The 14298-nt window shown below is 37.4% G+C and carries 14 protein-coding genes; 5 read left to right on the top strand and 9 right to left on the bottom strand.

The annotated features are described in order from the left end of the window. Positions 1-29: 29 nt before the first annotated feature. A complete protein-coding gene (locus tag AC2INI_RS03680) occupies positions 30-833 on the bottom strand; it encodes a DMT family transporter (protein WP_486305373.1) in 804 nt (267 codons plus the stop codon). Positions 834-1047: 214 nt separating this feature from the next. Here AC2INI_RS03680 and AC2INI_RS03675 point away from each other — a divergent pair, with 214 nt between their 5' ends. Next, entirely contained in the window at positions 1048-1980 is a 933-nt protein-coding gene (locus tag AC2INI_RS03675; protein ID WP_486305372.1) for a LysR family transcriptional regulator, read from the top strand. 47 nt (positions 1981-2027) lie between these two features. Here AC2INI_RS03675 and thiI read toward each other — a convergent pair whose 3' ends face one another. From thiI to pomA, 3 genes are all read right to left on the bottom strand, one after another. Continuing rightward, entirely contained in the window at positions 2028-3476 is a 1449-nt protein-coding gene (gene thiI / locus AC2INI_RS03670; RefSeq protein ID WP_122035823.1) for a tRNA uracil 4-sulfurtransferase ThiI, read from the bottom strand. Positions 3477-3618: 142 nt separating this feature from the next. After that, complete coding sequence (locus AC2INI_RS03665; protein ID WP_122035826.1) at positions 3619-4551, bottom strand: flagellar motor protein MotB; 933 nt, start codon at positions 4549-4551, stop codon at positions 3619-3621. Positions 4552-4566: 15 nt separating this feature from the next. Next, positions 4567-5331 (bottom strand): flagellar motor protein PomA, encoded by a 765-nt coding sequence (gene pomA, locus AC2INI_RS03660; RefSeq protein ID WP_122035828.1) that lies wholly within the window; start codon positions 5329-5331, stop codon positions 4567-4569. Between the two features lie 277 nt (positions 5332-5608). On the opposite strand from pomA, the gene xseB reads away from it, so the two are divergent. The 3 genes from xseB to dxs are packed head-to-tail and all read left to right on the top strand — an operon-like array spanning position 5609 to position 8644. Further along, on the top strand, positions 5609-5851 hold the full coding sequence (gene xseB, locus AC2INI_RS03655) for an exodeoxyribonuclease VII small subunit (protein ID WP_122035830.1): 243 nt from the start codon (positions 5609-5611) through the stop codon (positions 5849-5851). Then, positions 5844-6740 carry a (2E,6E)-farnesyl diphosphate synthase gene (gene ispA / locus AC2INI_RS03650; RefSeq protein WP_486305686.1) on the top strand — a complete coding sequence of 299 codons (897 nt, stop codon included), beginning with the start codon at positions 5844-5846 and terminating at the stop codon, positions 6738-6740. The genes xseB and ispA overlap by 8 nt, the downstream gene beginning before the upstream one ends. A gap of 20 nt (positions 6741-6760) precedes the next feature. Continuing rightward, complete coding sequence (dxs, locus tag AC2INI_RS03645; RefSeq protein ID WP_486305371.1) at positions 6761-8644, top strand: 1-deoxy-D-xylulose-5-phosphate synthase; 1884 nt, start codon at positions 6761-6763, stop codon at positions 8642-8644. An 80-nt stretch (positions 8645-8724) separates the two neighbouring features. Here dxs and AC2INI_RS03640 read toward each other — a convergent pair whose 3' ends face one another. Continuing rightward, a complete protein-coding gene (locus AC2INI_RS03640; RefSeq protein WP_486305370.1) occupies positions 8725-9075 on the bottom strand; it encodes a putative quinol monooxygenase in 351 nt (116 codons plus the stop codon). Positions 9076-9158: 83 nt separating this feature from the next. Here AC2INI_RS03640 and AC2INI_RS03635 point away from each other — a divergent pair, with 83 nt between their 5' ends. Next, positions 9159-9434 (top strand): hypothetical protein, encoded by a 276-nt coding sequence (locus tag AC2INI_RS03635; RefSeq protein ID WP_446703369.1) that lies wholly within the window; start codon positions 9159-9161, stop codon positions 9432-9434. Here AC2INI_RS03635 and AC2INI_RS03630 read toward each other — a convergent pair. Genes AC2INI_RS03630 through thiL form a run of 4 tightly spaced genes read right to left on the bottom strand, consistent with a single transcriptional unit; the run spans position 9431 to position 14281 of the window. Further along, a complete protein-coding gene (locus AC2INI_RS03630) occupies positions 9431-11659 on the bottom strand; it encodes a LuxQ periplasmic sensor domain-containing protein (RefSeq protein ID WP_486305369.1) in 2229 nt (742 codons plus the stop codon). The genes AC2INI_RS03635 and AC2INI_RS03630 overlap by 4 nt on opposite strands. Further along, positions 11652-12779, bottom strand: a complete 1128-nt coding sequence (locus tag AC2INI_RS03625; RefSeq protein WP_122035840.1) for a substrate-binding domain-containing protein — start codon at positions 12777-12779, stop codon at positions 11652-11654. The genes AC2INI_RS03630 and AC2INI_RS03625 overlap by 8 nt, the downstream gene beginning before the upstream one ends. 3 nt (positions 12780-12782) lie before the next feature. Beyond that, positions 12783-13286: a phosphatidylglycerophosphatase A gene (gene pgpA / locus AC2INI_RS03620; protein WP_122035842.1), complete on the bottom strand. Its 504-nt coding sequence runs from the start codon at positions 13284-13286 to the stop codon at positions 12783-12785. After that, the gene (thiL, locus tag AC2INI_RS03615; protein ID WP_486305368.1) at positions 13283-14281 is read right to left on the bottom strand and encodes a thiamine-phosphate kinase; all 999 of its coding nucleotides are present in this window, start codon (positions 14279-14281) and stop codon (positions 13283-13285) included. The genes pgpA and thiL overlap by 4 nt, the downstream gene beginning before the upstream one ends. Positions 14282-14298: the final 17 nt, after the last annotated feature.

Raw genomic sequence — 14298 nt, 5'->3', positions numbered from 1 at the left:
ATTGGCATTGGTATTTTCGCCCCTAAAAACTATGCCTTTACTTCTTGCCTCGTAGCTATAAAGGTTGCGATAAAAATAAGACTCGCCCCTATAATTTGCACGATAGTAAAACTTTCACTTAACCATAAAAAAGCAAACAGAGATCCAAATATCGGTTCACTGCCCATTAAGATCGACACTTTTGTTGGCGACATCTTTTTCACACTGTAATTTTGAGCATAAAAAGCAAAAACAGTACAAAATAAAACAAGATAAATAGCTAATAGCCAGAAAGATAAATCAAGTGGTATCAAATTAATCCATTCAAACCCATGGATGGATAAAAGCAATATTATAGAAAAAATCGACACTACACTTGATTGAATACTTGTCACCATAATCGGGTCAACGTCTTTATCGACCATCACTTTTTTAGTAAACACAACCATAACTCCCCTCAATAAGGCCGCCATTAACATTAGAATATCGCCCATATTTATAATAAGTTCGTGGGTAGTCATGTTTGTTAATAAAAGTACCCCAACGACAGAGATAATAGATAAAAAGAACAATCTATTTGTCGGTTTCTTCTTATTTACTAGCCATTCAATAAATGGCGTAAATACAACAAATAAACTAATAAGAAAAGCCGCATTAGACGCTGTCGTATTTTTTATACCATAGGTTTCACAAACAAAGATCAAAAATAAAATACCCCCTGTTGGGATAACGGATTTCCAATGCGCTATATTTTTTCGATAAATAACAATTGGCAATAAGACAAGAGTTGTCATTACAAACCGAATGACTAAAAAAACGAATACACTAGTAAATAGTAATGCTTCTTTTGCCACTCCATAGCTTGTTCCCCAAAAAAACGCGACAAGTAGTAGAATCACTGAAGGTAGGTATTGATTAACTGGTAGCTCTCGCCCTCTTTCTATACGCCTTTCCATCACTCTTCTCTTCTTCCCTGTGAGATAACATAAATCACATCCTTATTTGCACCAAGATACCGCAAGCTGATAAGTTAAATAATCCCTACATAAATCAAATCTTCTGTGACTCATGGACATAAATAAACTCGTAACCCTATTACCAGACATGGCCGCCTTTGTAACCGTGGTTGAGTCAGAAAGCTTTAGTAAAGCAGCACAAGTTCTTGATATGACCCCATCAGGAGTAAGCCGCCAGGTTTCTCGGCTTGAAAAGGCTCTACAACTCACATTATTAGAAAGAACAACAAGAAAACAGACCTTAACTATCGCAGGACAAGAAACGTATAATTACTGTAAGAGCATCGTTGATAATGCTCAAGAAGTGGTTAACATTTCAGATAAAAGCAGCAATAGCATAGAGGGATTATTAAGGGTTTCAACACCAAAAGCACTTGGAAACCAAGTATTACAACCTATTTTTCTACAGTTTCTTGAGCTATATCCAAACATAAAACTGAAAATAAAAGTGACCGATCAGTCTTGTGATCCCATCAATGATAATTTGGATGTGATATTTAATTTAACCAATCAGCCACAAGAAAATTTAATCGCTAAGCCATTAGCTAAGATTGACCTTGTTCTTTGTGCAACACCTACATACTTACAAACAAATGGTATCCCTCAACACCCTTCAGAATTAGATAAACATCAATGCTTACCCCTTGGAGAAACGCAACACGATAACGAGTGGGGATTTAAACAAGGTTCAGAGTATTATCAAATCAAAGTTGATGGACGCTTTGTGGTTAATCATACTGAAATGCGATTGGACGCGGTCATGCACAATCTTGGGATTGGTGTTTTTCCTAGCTTTGTTGTTCAAGAAAAACTAAAACAAGGGTTATTACTCGAGGTTCTATCTCACTGGGAAGTACAAGGCAATTATCACGGTGATATTATGATGCAGTTTTTAAGAAGTAAGCATATGCCTAATCGATTAAGAGTATTCATTGATTTCATGGCTCAACAATTTGAAACTATAAGAATAAAAAAAGAGAGCTAATTACTCAGCTCTCTTCATTTCATTCTATAATGTTAAAGTACCATAGGTTATGGACGGTAAACTTTTACATTCTTATAGCCATTGTCGATTAGCAATAATGCTTGAAGACGGCTCATTACACCGCGATCACAGTATAAAAGGTATTCTTTAGATTGGTCTAAATCACCAAATTGGGTAGCAATCTTAAAGAAAGGCAAATGCTTAACTTCTACACCATCAATTTCTAATGGATTTTCGTCTTCTTCTTCCGCACTACGAATATCTAAAACAACAACATTTGAACCTAACTCAGAGACCATTTCAACTTCAGGCGCTTGTTCTTGGCTTTCAGTTTCAATTGCACGAATATCCATTACGCGAGCATCATAAACCACTTGCTCAAGAATAGAGAAATCAAACTTAGCTTCTTCTTTCTCTAACTTGAATTTTTCAGCTTTGATCGTTGGTTTTTTAGAAATAACACCACAATACTCAGGCATCGTTTTAGCAAAATCTTCTGTGCCAATTTCACGAGCTACGTTAATGATATCTTCTTTATCCCAGTTGATTAGCGGACGAAGGATCAAGGTATCTGTTACATTATCAATATGGCGTAAGTTAGTCAGTGTTTGGCTTGATACTTGACCTAGCGCTTCACCAGTCACCAAACCTTGGATACCTAATTTCTCAGCAACCATGCCACCTGCACGCATAAACATACGCTTCAGGATAACGCCCATTTGGCCATCATCTACTTTCTCAAGGATCTCAGCAACAACAGGTTCAAAATCAACAGCAATGAATTTTACTTTTGCTGATGAACCATATTTTTTCCATAAGAAATGAGAAACTTGTTTAACACCAATTTCGTGAGCTGGGCCACCTAGGTTAAAGAACATGTAATGTACTTTTGAACCACGTTTGATATGCAAGTAACTTGAAACGCCCGAGTCAAAGCCACCAGAGATCAAGCTTAATACATCTTCTTGAGTACCTAGAGGAAAACCACCAAGTCCTTTATGACGAGCAATCACTAAGTTCAGTTTTTCATTCTCAACTTCAAACTTAACAGTGACTTCTGGATTCTTTAATCGTACTTTTGCTGATTCAACCGCTTGGTTTAAACCGCCACCAACATAACGCTCTAATTCAATAGAAGTAAATTCATGTGTACCACGACGTTTAACTCGCACACAGAACGTTTTACCTTCAATGATCTCACGATTCATCTCTAAACATTGTTCATAGATATCATGCATATCCGCAAAAGCACTCTGCTTAACTTCTAGTACATGGTGAATGCCTGGTGTATGAGTAACAGCCGTAAGTACTTCATTACGGTATGTACCATCAAGACCTGAAACTTCAATGTAATCACGACGGTTAATCACTTCAACGCCTTTTGTTTCGCGTTTAATGATACTGCGTAGATTCGTTTCAAGAATACGAATAAAACGCTTACGTACTGAATCACTTTTAACAAAAACTTCTGGATGTGGCTTAACGATAAACTTCATATATAGGCTTCACTGGTGTGGAATAACAATCAAAAGGTTAGACTAAATGGATTTAAGACCTAATCTAAGGCGCAAGATTATACCGAAAAAAAAGGAGAGTTGCTAATTCAACTCTCCTTTCATCATTTACTTAAACTATCTCTTATTTCTGCGCACTGGGCACTTCATCACTTTCATGCGCTTTACCTTGCATGATACTGATCTCAACTCGACGGTTACGAGCTCGTTGAGCCGATGTTTTATTCGGGCCTAATGGCTCTGTTGATGCCATACCTCTAACTCGTAAGCGGTCACTATCAAACCCCTTAACACGTATCATTTCATGACCAACAGAAACAGCACGTTGAGCAGATAAATCCCAATTTGAACGATATAATTCCGAATCTAATGGTTGGTTATCAGTATGACCAGAAACTCGAATAATACCTGGAACGTCTTTTACTAACTCGGCAATCTGACGAATAAGTGGGCGAAATTTAGGTTGTAAGAAAGCTGAGCCCGCAGGGAATGCACCCTTTTCACGAATTCTAATCACTAGCTGTTGACCTAAATTCTCGACTTCTAAAGCACCATCATCAATTTCACGCTCTAATGCTTTCTTAATCGTTTCTTCTAATTCTTGCTGCGTCTGGCTTTGACTTTCTGACTCTGACTCACTTTGAGAATTAGTCTGAGTCGAAGTTGAAGATGACTCGCCACCCGTTTGTTTACCTGCATCACGCTTAGTACCACCCGCGCGATCCGATTCTCCATCATGAAAATCTAACGTTTTCTGAGGAATATCGATGGTTTGTTGCATAATAACTTCAATTGGGGTCGGCTCAGGGCGGCCCGGTCGAAATTCTTGTGCAATAACACTAGTACCTTTTGGTATGTCTTTTACTTCAAGTACATTTTGAACACCAAAAGCAAACTTCATCGAGCCAGCAATTTGTTTAAACTTCAATACATCCATTTCAGAGAAAGAAAGTAATAGTACGAAGAAACACATAAGTAATGTTGCTAAATCAGCAAATGTTGCCATCCATTTAGGGGCACCAGTAGGAGGACATTTGCAATCATCTTCACCTTCCATTGTTAGCTCCTACTCTTATTCTTCGCCAGTATCAACAACACGCTTCTTCTCGTTTAAATAGTTACGTAAATAACTATCAATAACTCGAGGATTCTGACCATCTTGAATAGCTAGAATACCATCTAGAATTAAGCGACGATTTAGCTTCTCTTGTTCCTTACGTAATTCCAATTTATATGCAATAGGGAATGCAATCATGTTTGAAATAACAGAACCATATAATGTGGTTAAGAGTGCAACCGCCATTGCTGGACCAATCGATTTAGGATCATCCATGTTTGAAAGCATACCAACCAAACCAATAAGCGTACCAATCATACCCATTGCAGGAGCTACATCACCAAAAGCAGTAAATACGCCAACACCTTTTTCATGACGTTCATTAGTCAATGCGATGTCTTTTTGTAGTGTTGCCTTAACCACTTCCGCATCATGGCCATCAACCAGTAAATCAATGCCTTTCTGCATAAATGAATTACTGATTTCTTTTTCTTCTAATGCCAAAAAGCCACCTTTACGTGCTGCATCTGCCATTTCAACAATGGTTACGATCAAATCAACGGGCTCGTCGGTTTTGAACATAAATGCTTTTACTGCAATTTTACTTGCGCCAAAAAACTGACCTACCGTAAATTGCATCAATACAACAAATACTGAGCCACCCACTACGATAAGTACTGATGTTGTGTCCATAAAAATGGCGAGGCCACCTGCTAGTACCATTGCCATTATAATAAATGCAAAACTACCAACTAAGCCTATTAATGTTGCTAAATCCACAGAGCGCTCCCCTATCTTGCTTCTTGTGTTTATTGATAATGAGCTAAGCAAAAACTAAGCCATAAATATCATCACTTTTTTGCCGCTTCTTTCTTATCGACCAAAGACATCAATGGTTTAATTTTTTTATTAAAAAAAACATCTTCACCAATAGATTGTTTGAAAATTAACCCCTATTAAGTAAATTTTACTTTTATGTATCACTTTCTCACCACTTCAATTGACCCGTTACCTTCTCTGAGTTACCTTTCTTGGATCATTTTAAGAGTGAATCATTATGGCTGTAAAAAAACCGGAAAATTTATCATTTGAAGCGGCAATAGAAGAACTGGATTCTGTCGTAAACCAATTAGAAAGCGGCGATCTGCCTCTTGAAGATGCCCTAAAGAAATTTGAGCGTGGTATTTCACTGGCAAGAGCTGGCCAAGAAAAACTTACTCATGCCGAGCAACGTGTCGATATTCTTTTGCAAGCTGATGATAATGCGGAACTAACCCCTTTTGATACCAATGATGACTGATTCACTTAAACAACAATTACCAATTTTTCAACAACGTAACATTGAACATCTGAATCAATGGCTTGAAAAAATTGCGATCCAACAACAGCCACTTACTGAAGCGATGAAATATGCGTTATTACTAGGTGGTAAGCGTGCGCGTCCTTATCTTGTCTATATTACGGCAAAAATGTTAGGTATCAATGCCGAACACGCTGATGCTGCCGCTGCCGCTGTAGAGTGTATTCACTCGTACTCATTAATTCATGATGACTTGCCGGCAATGGATAATGATGAACTACGCCGTGGTCATGCGACATGCCATATTAAATTTGATGAAGCGACGGCTATTCTTGCTGGTGATGCATTACAAACATTAGCTTTTGAAATCCTTGCTAATGGTGATCTCGCAACAGAAGCTGAGTCATCTCGAATTGATATGATCCGTGTGTTATCAAAAGCCTCTGGTGCTTCTGGTATGTGTATGGGTCAATCTCTTGATTTACAAGCGGAAGGAAAACGAGTTGAACTTGCCTCTTTAGAACAAATTCATGCCCATAAAACAGGGGCATTAATAAAGAGTGCTATTCAGTTAGGCGCTTTATGTGCTGGAGAAAAAGGCAAAGCAATTCTTCCTCAACTTGAAACATACGCCGACGCTATTGGTCTAGCTTTTCAAGTTCAAGATGATATTTTAGACATTACTAGCGATACCGAGACTCTCGGAAAACCTCAAGGTTCTGATCTAGAATTAGAGAAGAGTACTTATCCAGCCCTATTAGGACTCGAAGGTGCTCAACAAAAAGCTGAACAATTATACCAAACAGCAATTGATGCATTGAATGATATCCCTTATAACACGGATGCAATGCAAGCGTTCGCCCAATACGTCATTGCGCGTAAAAACTAAAACAGATAAGCGCTAATACTATGTCACTAGATATTTCAAAATACCCGATTCTGGCTTTGGCAAATACGCCTGATGAATTACGTTCTTTGCCAAAAGAAAGTCTACCTACTTTGTGTGATGAGTTACGTACTTATCTCTTAAATTCCGTAAGTAAATCTAGCGGTCATTTAGCATCAGGGCTTGGTGTCGTTGAACTTACCGTTGCTTTGCACTATGTCTATAATACACCTTTTGATCAGTTAATTTGGGATGTTGGCCATCAGGCTTACCCACATAAAATACTGACAGGTCGCCGTGAAAAGCTATCGACAATACGCCAAAAAGATGGATTACATCCATTCCCGTGGCGAGATGAAAGTGAATATGACGTTCTCTCTGTCGGTCACTCATCTACATCAATCAGTGCCGCGTTAGGTTTAGCGATCTGTGCTGAAAAAGAACAAGCAAATCGCAAAGTGGTTAGTGTTATCGGTGATGGTGCAATTACCGCTGGTATGGCATTTGAAGCCTTAAACCACGCAGGTGATATTCACCCAGATATGTTAGTTGTTTTAAATGACAATGAGATGTCAATTTCAGAAAATGTCGGTGCACTAAATAATCAACTTGCTCGTGTGTTATCAGGCAGCTTATATACCTCAATTCGTGAAGGCGGTAAAAAGGTTCTTTCTGGCACACCTACGATTAAAGAACTGCTTAAACGTACTGAAGAGCACCTAAAAGGCATGGTCGTTCCTGGTACTATGTTTGAAGAGCTCGGTTTCAATTATATTGGTCCTGTCGACGGACATGATGTGAACGAGCTAGTTCGTACCCTTAAAAATATGCGTAACCTTAAAGGGCCGCAGTTTTTACACATCATGACGAAAAAAGGTAAAGGCTATGAGCCCGCTGAGAAAGATCCAATCAGCTATCATGGTGTACCTAAATTCGACCCAAGTAATAACTCTCTACCAAAAGCATCAGGTGGTAAACCAACATTCTCAAATGTGTTTGGTGATTTCCTTTGTGATATGGCAAAAGAAGACGATAAACTAATGGCCATAACTCCCGCAATGCGTGAAGGTTCTGGTATGGTTCGTTTTTCAAAAGAATACCCAAGCCAATACTTTGATGCTGCGATTGCTGAACAACATGCAGTGACACTAGCCAGTGGTATGGCTATCGCAGGCTATAACCCTATCGTTGCTATCTACTCAACATTTTTACAACGTGGTTATGATCAGCTGATCCATGATGTCGCTATCATGAATCTTCCTGTTATGTTTGCCATTGATCGTGCAGGTTTAGTTGGCGCTGATGGCCAAACACACCAAGGTGCGTTTGATATCAGCTTTATGCGTTGCATTCCAAATATGGTGATCATGACACCAAGTGATGAAAACGAATGTCGTCAGATGCTCTACACTGGCCATAAACATACGGGTCCAAGTGCCGTTCGTTACCCAAGAGGTAGCGCTACTGGCATTGCTGTTGATAAAGATATGCAACCATTAGAAATTGGTAAAGGTCGTTTGGTTCGTGAAACTAAGATTAGCGAAAAAGGTGAACGTGTTGCTATTTTAAACTTCGGTACTTTCTTAGCAAGTAGCTTAGAAGCGGCTGAAAAACTCGATGCAACCGTTGCTGATATGCGCTTTGCCAAGCCTCTTGATGAAGCACTTTTATGTGAGCTAGTCACAAGTCACGATGTGTTAGTTACCATTGAAGAAAATGCGATTTCTGGTGGTGCTGGTTCAGGTGTAATTGAATTCTTGATGAAGAATCGCTTAATTAAGCCTGTTCTACAATTAGGTTTGCCTGATGAGTTCATTGCTCAAGGTACACAAGAAGAAATGCACGCTGAACTTGGATTAGATGCGCAAGGTATTGAAAAACAGATCAGAGACTATCTTGATCTTTAAACACATCCTATCTGATTTTTGGTGAGACATAAAAAATGCCACAACTCTGTGGCATTTTTTCTTTTGATATCTAGCTATATTTAGCCTAATTTTGGAGCATCGAAATTAGTTGGTTCATCGGTATAAATACACACGTTCCACTTATCAACTAAGCCATCTTCTGCAATGCATTGTTGCTCAAAAAACTGCTTAATCTCTTCACGTTGGCAATGCGCCTCAAATGCTGCGTTATCAGCCCAAATCTCATTAAATGCAATAGGAAAGCTTTCACCTTCTGCAAAAGGACTTTGTAGCTGACGAGTCACGGTATATTGCAAACAACCATCTTCACGCATTGTATTTGGTTCTAGATTTTGCAATACCGTAAATAATGCATCCAATTTACCTTCTTTTGGTAGAAACTGTGCAATACAATATACTTTCTTAGACATTTGAGATCCCTTGTAATAATTGACTAACATCCGTTTATCTTTCATTATCAAACACACTATTTCTAACTTAATTGAGCCTTTTAATGAAATCAGACGTAGATAAAATGCTAAATAAACATCAACAACTTACGCATAGTGTTGATGTAAAAGTGACGTCCCACACCCAACGTGACGTTGGTGATTGGATACAGCATACCATTATGATCGAAAACTGTAATGTTCCATTTAAGTTTAATAGAACAAAAGCTTACCAAAGTCTCAAAGGGGCAAAAGTAAATCTAACTTACTATCCTTTCTCTGAAAAAATTGCAGGATTTGATATAGAAGTAATGAAAGTTGTGCGAATTAAACGCAGTTAATCATTACTCTGCGACTTATAAAAAACCAACGCATCAAGAATAGACTTTTCTCTAATCGGCTTGGTTATAATGTAATTCGCTCCTGCTAATAAAAATTCATCTCTTGCTTCCTGTAGAACATCTGCGGTATAAGCATAAATAGGTATTGTGAGTTTAAGTTCTTCGCGTATGTATTTAGTCGCTTCAATACCACTCATTCCAGGCATTTGATTATCCATCAAAATTAAATCAAATGACTTTTGTGATATTCTTTCAATACCTGCTTTTGCAGAGGTTGCCCATTCAACATTCAAATTATATTTTTGGCAGTAAGCTTTAGCGATATAGGCGTTTGATTTATTATCTTCAATAAGTAACACTTTAAGATCAGAGGGTAACTGCGATTGATAATTGTTTGGGCTTAACTCTTGAGACCTTTCCTCTGTTTCTATCATTGAAACCGGAACGTTCACATAAAATGAAGAACCTACGTTAATACTACTTTGAACATAGATATCCCCGTTAAGCAGATCTAATAATTGTTTAACTATGGCTAAACCTAACCCGCTCCCACCAACTTTTCTTATTTCAGTTGACTCGACTTGGATAAAAGGTTCAAACATACGAGCTTGTTCATCAACATTGATCCCTATCCCTGTATCTTCTACAACAAGACACAAGTTTGTTTTTGACTCGTCACTCTTTAACGTCAATGTCAGTTTTACTTGACCTTTCTCGGTGAACTTAACTGCATTACTCAATAAGTTAAACAATATTTGAGTTAGTCTAACCTGATCTGAGTTAATCAGAGCTTTACTATCAATCCTATTATTAATAACGAATTCAATTCCTTTTTCACTACAAATAGGCGTATAAATAGCATTAATAGTTTCTAATACTTCATTTAAAACAAAAGGCTCACAATTAATATTGAGTTTATCTTGTTCTATTTGAGAGAAGTCGAGAACATCATTCAATACAGCCAGAAGGTGCTCCCCTCCCTGATGTAATATTTTAATTTGTTTCTCTTGCTCAAGAGTTAAATTACTTTGCTTTAATAGACTAGAAATACCCAATATTCCATTTAATGGCGTACGGATTTCATGACTCATTCTTGCTAAAAAATCAGACTTAACTTGAGTCGATTTTTCCGCAGCGGCTTGAGCTTTATAGCTTTCTTCTTTTGCTTTAATCAGTTCTATAAACGTTTGTTCAAGCTTACTTCCTATGTTATCAAACTCCATAATGCCACTGCCTTGATATTTAGTACTGGCATTAGTTTTAGACACTTCATTGGTATACTTAAGTAACGAGTTTAAGGCGAGTAATATTTTATGCTCAAACAACCCTCTAATTAAAACAGCAAGCGCAATAAGAACAAAGAATGACAATACAACACTATATATAAATCTTTGCTCCAATGCCTCTATGTTGTCCCTATTTTTAAGAGAGACTATAGATAATGTTCCATTGAGCGACTTTATATTTATTTCAGTTATATTTAATATTTTATTTGGAAGTCTTAAAGAAGGATTTAATATTGCTTTTTTTATATTAGCATATTCTTTAGAACCTTTATTTATACTTGATGCAATAGGCTTATTATCATTAACAATAAGAATCCCTTGACTGTTACTGATTGTTTTTAAATCATGCATGAAGGAAATATTATTATTTAATATGGCAGCATTATATAAATACCCTCTCACTTTTCCTGTTTTTGAAAATACTATCGGGGTCTTTCTTATTAAAAGGTGAGCCTGTGGTGCGGATTTATCTACCATCATATAATACCAAGTATTTATATGAATATTTTCATCAATAATATCTTGAAGATTATCTTCTATCAGGCCAAGAAATAAATTATTCCCATCATCCCAATAAAGAGAATTATCTATTTCAATAAATCTAAAATCAGGTGAATTATAAGGGGATTTAGATTCAATATCTGAAAAGTAACGTTCGAGACTTAATATTTTATCTTGTTTTTCATCATCTTGAAGACCTAAACTACCGGCATCTGTATCTTGCCTTATTTGTAAAATAGAGAGTCTATGGTTTAGATGATTTATAATTAAGTTCGATGTTTGCTGTAAGTTTCTTTTTACTTCTTCATTAATGGTATTAATGCTTAACTGGTAAGTATGTATTGTAATACCTACCGTCAAGATAGAAAATATAATAAAAATAGCACGGAAAATAAGATCCGCTAATGATGCTTTTTTTAAAATATTTCCTTTACTCATGTTTTAAATCTACACCAGAATAGCGAAAGGCTTTTTCTTTTAATCGTTGAAGTTCTTCAGGTGAAGTTTCTGATGTTACCATTTCAAAGTCACCAGAGAATACGGTAGGTACTCTTCTTCCTTCGAGATCCAGCTTTATAGCTTCAGCCATCGCCACTCCAGTGTCATCATTCATTCGCATGACTGTAGCACCTAGCTCGCCATTTTCTATCGCGGCTAACTCTAGAGAACCTCCTCCCCAACCATTAACAATAGGTTTGGTTTTTGAGCTTTTCTCTAGTGCTTTTACTGTACCTAAAGCAATATCGGTCGAAGAGGCATAAATAAAATCAATATCGCTATTGTTATTTATAATGCTCTTCGTTGCGTCAAAAGCACTCTCTTCAGTAGATTCAGTATAGAAAGAGGAAGTTAATGTATATTTCTTATTATCCATTGATTGAACAAATACATCTCCTCTCGCTGTACTTAGATAGCCATACGAATAATACAACATTGCATATTTAGCACCTTGGGGGAATTTTTCCTGATAATATTTAGCCAGTAATTTAGTGCCTAGCACATGGTCAAAACCAACATATAATAAAGGCTGGTTATCACGCCATGCTTTCACTGGTGTTGTAATATTCTGCAAAATGATTTTCGTATCAGGACTTTGAATCACGTGTTCGATAAACTTGCGATGGCGAGTGGTATTTAATGTAAAAATTAAATAGTCTGCTTTTTTCTCAATAGCATCATACAATGAACGGCTTTGCTGTTTAAAATCAACATTAAGTCGAGTTGAAACAGGCGTTAGTTCATAGTTTATATTCAATGCCTTCAAACGAGATTCAAAGGCAATTAAATTACGTTTCCAATAATCAGAGGCTTGCTCGCCAGGGTAAACAAATGAAATTTTCACTGGTTTTTCTTGCTTTAATGCTAAAGGAACCGGAGTTTCTTTCACCATGCTCTTTAGAGAGTCAATGACTTTTTTTTCTTCTGGGTATTTATCCAAATATTGATTATAGCCCCAATAACCGACTAGAACAGGATCTGAAAGTACCGCTTTTGAATAACTAAGAAAAGTGACCAACACTAAGAATAAAGAACAAATTTTTGCCCTGACTTTACACATTGTTTATAACCAACCAGAATATTTTCCAACAGCCCAAAGGCTAATTAGAGCCATAAATCCAGCGACAATATCATCAAGCATAATGCCAAAGCCGCCATGAACTTTGTTATCTAGCCATCCAATTGGCCAAGGTTTTACCATGTCGAAAAATCGAAACAAGATAAACCCTGTAAGTAACCATTTCCAATCAGTTACTGATAAGTTTAAATAAGGAACAATACTCATTGTGATCCATAACCCAACGAATTCATCCCAAACAATAGAGCCATGGTCATGAACTTTCATATCAGATGAGGTTACATCACAGATTTTAATTCCCACAATTGCTGAGATAATCACAGCAACAACAAAAAGATAAAAAGGCAATTGAGCAAGCAATAAGTAAAATGGTATTGCCGCTAATGTCCCCATTGTTCCTGGAATTATGGGCGCTAAACCACTACCAAAACCAGTTGCCAGCAAGTGCCACGGGTTTTTTAAGCTAATTAATGCTAGTGGGTTTGTCATACATTACTCCTAAAATGGTCATAGCCATGTAGCGTCCAGTCTAGTTTACTTATTTGCCTATGCAATTGTACACTATCCCGTATATTGGTAAATGGCTGATCAACTATTTCACCAATTATACTAACGTTTTGATTTAAAAGGGTAGTTATTTGTTTAATTGCTTCTCTATTCTCTTTAGGAGCAGTAAAACAAAGCTCATACTCTTCCCCACTAGTTAATGCTGTTTTCTGGCATTGCTCTCTACTTCCAGCGAAATACTGCATTAACTCATCAGAAATAGGTAACTGATCCACATCAATATATGCTCTCACATTCGATTGTTTCAGTATATGAGCAAGATCTGAGATTAGCCCATCAGATATATCAAGCGCTGAATGACATAAGTGACGTAAACGTTGAGCTAATTCAACTCTTGGGGTCGAGTAATAATGTCTGCGTTCTAATTCTAGTTCAAGCTCGGTTTTTATCTGCTTAGATGTATTTAATAGCACCTCAAGACCAGCAGCGCTATCACCAAGAAGCCCAGTAACATAGATATCATCCCCTGCTTTTGCCCCTTTACGAGTTAACGCTTCTCCTCTTGGAAGGATGCCTTGCACCGTTATTGTAATACTCAACGGGCCTTTTGTTGTATCACCACCAATCAATTGGACATGATGTTGCTTGGCCAAACCAAAGAAGCCTTCGCAAAAACCATTAAGCCATTCTTCATCAGGCTCTGGCAGCGTTAGTGCGAGAGAAACCCATGTCGGCTTAGCCCCCATAGCGGCGATATCACTAAGATTTGATGCTAATGCTTTATAACCAACACTTATCGGGTTCGCTGTCGCTAAGAAGTGGGTTCCTGCAGCTAACGTATCTGTTGTAATAGCCACTTGATGATTTTCAGGAACGGTCACTAATGCACAGTCATCACCAATACCAAGATCTACATCTTCTCTGGTGAGGTTCCCATGCACAAAGAACTTATCAATTAAATTAAATTCACTACTCATAGTATATAAAATGCTGT

Source organism: Aliivibrio friggae (assembly GCF_057368515.1).
This window is presented reverse-complemented; position numbering and strand designations above follow the sequence as displayed.

What these genes read in the sequence shown, in the direction of transcription:
- dxs (WP_486305371.1), top strand. Translation starts at nt 6,761, where the DNA reads ATGTCACTAGATATTTCAAAATACCCGATTCTGGCTTTGGCAAATACG.
- thiI (WP_122035823.1), bottom strand. Translation starts at nt 3,476, where the DNA reads ATGAAGTTTATCGTTAAGCCACATCCAGAAGTTTTTGTTAAAAGTGAT.
- AC2INI_RS03675 (WP_486305372.1), top strand. Translation starts at nt 1,048, where the DNA reads ATGGACATAAATAAACTCGTAACCCTATTACCAGACATGGCCGCCTTT.
- xseB (WP_122035830.1), top strand. Translation starts at nt 5,609, where the DNA reads ATGGCTGTAAAAAAACCGGAAAATTTATCATTTGAAGCGGCAATAGAA.
- AC2INI_RS03640 (WP_486305370.1), bottom strand. Translation starts at nt 9,075, where the DNA reads ATGTCTAAGAAAGTATATTGTATTGCACAGTTTCTACCAAAAGAAGGT.
- ispA (WP_486305686.1), top strand. Translation starts at nt 5,844, where the DNA reads ATGACTGATTCACTTAAACAACAATTACCAATTTTTCAACAACGTAAC.
- thiL (WP_486305368.1), bottom strand. Translation starts at nt 14,281, where the DNA reads ATGAGTAGTGAATTTAATTTAATTGATAAGTTCTTTGTGCATGGGAAC.
- AC2INI_RS03635 (WP_446703369.1), top strand. Translation starts at nt 9,159, where the DNA reads ATGAAATCAGACGTAGATAAAATGCTAAATAAACATCAACAACTTACG.
- AC2INI_RS03625 (WP_122035840.1), bottom strand. Translation starts at nt 12,779, where the DNA reads ATGTGTAAAGTCAGGGCAAAAATTTGTTCTTTATTCTTAGTGTTGGTC.
- pgpA (WP_122035842.1), bottom strand. Translation starts at nt 13,286, where the DNA reads ATGACAAACCCACTAGCATTAATTAGCTTAAAAAACCCGTGGCACTTG.
- AC2INI_RS03665 (WP_122035826.1), bottom strand. Translation starts at nt 4,551, where the DNA reads ATGGAAGGTGAAGATGATTGCAAATGTCCTCCTACTGGTGCCCCTAAA.
- AC2INI_RS03630 (WP_486305369.1), bottom strand. Translation starts at nt 11,659, where the DNA reads ATGAGTAAAGGAAATATTTTAAAAAAAGCATCATTAGCGGATCTTATT.